This is a genomic window from Luteibacter sp. P4_D7_3 (genome assembly GCF_056401735.1).
The window spans coordinates 1-1942 of record NZ_JBFUIT010000494.1; the positions used below are offsets into that span (position 1 = coordinate 1).

Annotated in this window: 2 protein-coding genes; both read right to left on the reverse strand. The window is 62.9% G+C overall.

Annotated elements, in window-relative coordinates:
* Window positions 1-133 precede the first annotated feature (133 nt).
* Window positions 134-499 carry a HigA family addiction module antitoxin gene (locus AC1DSN_RS21950; protein ID WP_063571137.1) on the reverse strand — a complete coding sequence of 122 codons (366 nt, stop codon included), beginning with the start codon at window positions 497-499 and terminating at the stop codon, window positions 134-136.
* 397 nt (window positions 500-896) lie between these two features.
* Window positions 897-1942 (reverse strand): YhdP family phospholipid transporter (locus tag AC1DSN_RS21955; RefSeq protein WP_477332898.1); only part of this gene is annotated, 1046 nt, incomplete at its 5' end.

Sequence of the window (1942 nt, forward strand, 5' to 3'; positions counted from 1 at the left end):
GGATTACCTCTTCGGCACGGCTGTGAAGGCCACGAAGACGAAGTTTCCCGCGAAATACGGCGTCGTCGGCGATTACATGCCGGAGGGATTCGTCCGGCAGCAACTGTTCCCGTTTCGTCGGCAGAAGCCGTGATCAGGGGCGAGGGCTGCGTTTGGCCGTAGGCGCCGACCTGGGCTCGGCGCGCTTTCTTGCAGGAAGGGTTTTCGACAGTTCTGACCACGGGACGATGGCGGCCAGGGTGTCGGCCATAAGGTCGCGTGTCATGAATCGATCGTAGCTTTCCTGCAAACCCGTCCAGAACTCCTCCGACTGCCCAAAAAAACGTGACAACCGCAAGCCGGTGTCGGCCGTGATAGCACGCTTCTCAGCAACAATCTCACCGATTCGCGGAGCCGGCACGCCTATCGCCTTCGCCAGGCGATACTGACTGAGACCCAGCGGCTTTAAATACTCTTCGAGCAGGATTTCGCCCGGATGGGGATAGGGAACTTCGCGCACGATTGCGCTCCTTTCAGTGGTAGTCGACGACGGTCACGCGATGTGCGTGCCCGTTGCTCCAGACAAAACAAATCCGGTACTGGTTGTTGATCCGGATGCTGAACTGGCCGCCCCGATCGCCCTGCAGTGCCACCCTCGAAGAATGCTTGCACGTCCGGATCGCCGTAGGACATGATCATGACTAATAACGCCGCTCGATAATAACGAGAGAAGATATTATTCACAAGGTTGTCTTTGGACTGCCGGTGCAGGGATAGCGCGGCGGTCGGCGGCTGACTCGGCCTAGCCGCGGGCTCGACCCAGGGGCAGCGCAGAGTGTTGCGCTTCGCAGGGATCGCCGATGAATCGGCTCCTACGAAAGGCAAGAGCATCGCCGATGAATCGGCTCCTACATGGGTTAGAGCAGGGGGGCCGTGGAGGTGCTGCCCTTGTCCATCGGCGTAAAGACGGGTTTTTCCCAGGTGCCGGTGACGTGGTAGCGCTTGCGGGCCGCCTGGTTGAGGCCATGCCCGAGGATGCCCTGCACGGCAAGTCCGGCGGCGGCGCCAACGGGGCCACCGGCGATGGCGCCGACGATTGGCAGGCTGCTGCCAAGGTGAGGCACCACCAGCACTTCCTGGTCGTAGTCGTGTGTCTTGAGTCCGGTACGCCCGGTAATGGTTATCTCAGCGGCGGGGCCACGGATCTTGAGGTTCTGCGTGCTCGCATCGCCATTGGCGAAGCGGAAATCACCGGTGATGGAATCGAAACCGAAACCCTTCCCCACCACATCGCCGAAGTCGAGCGCGAGGCGACGCGGCAGTTCGGTGACGGAGACGAGGCTGAAGAGTCGACCGACGCCGGGCTGCACTTCGAGGATGCGACCCTTCGCGATGTCCACCTTGAGCGTGCCGTCCATGTTTGCCAAGGCAAGCGCCGACGGACCGCCCGGCCACACCGCGTCGAGCTTCGCCGACGTACGTCCGCCCTGGAAGATCCCGACGAAGCCGAGTGCATCGAGCATGCGAGCGACATCTTCGGAGGCGAAGTCCATGGCTAGGTGGGTGCGGCTGCGCTTCTCGTCGCCGATCCAGTCGCCGGCAGCGGTGATCTGCACGTTCTTCGACTGCGCACGCAACTGGTCGATATGCATGCCCTCGTCCGTGGGCCACGTTTCAAGACGGGCTTCGCCGAGCTTCGCCTTGCCCAGGCGCATGTCGGTCACTTGCAGGTGCAAGGGCGGCAAGCTGGACGGCGCGACGCCGGCTTCGTTAGCGTCGGGTGCGTGGGTTGCAGCGGTCGTGACAGCAGCCTTGTCTTCGGCCTTCAAGGTCGTCGACGCTACGGTCGCGGCGGCACCGGCGGCAGCCTTGCCCTTCTTTGTCGCGTCGGCGGCATCGTCCGCCGCAGGCCACCACAGGCGATCCATGCGCGCCGTGATACCGCGACGACGCAGCTCGTCAT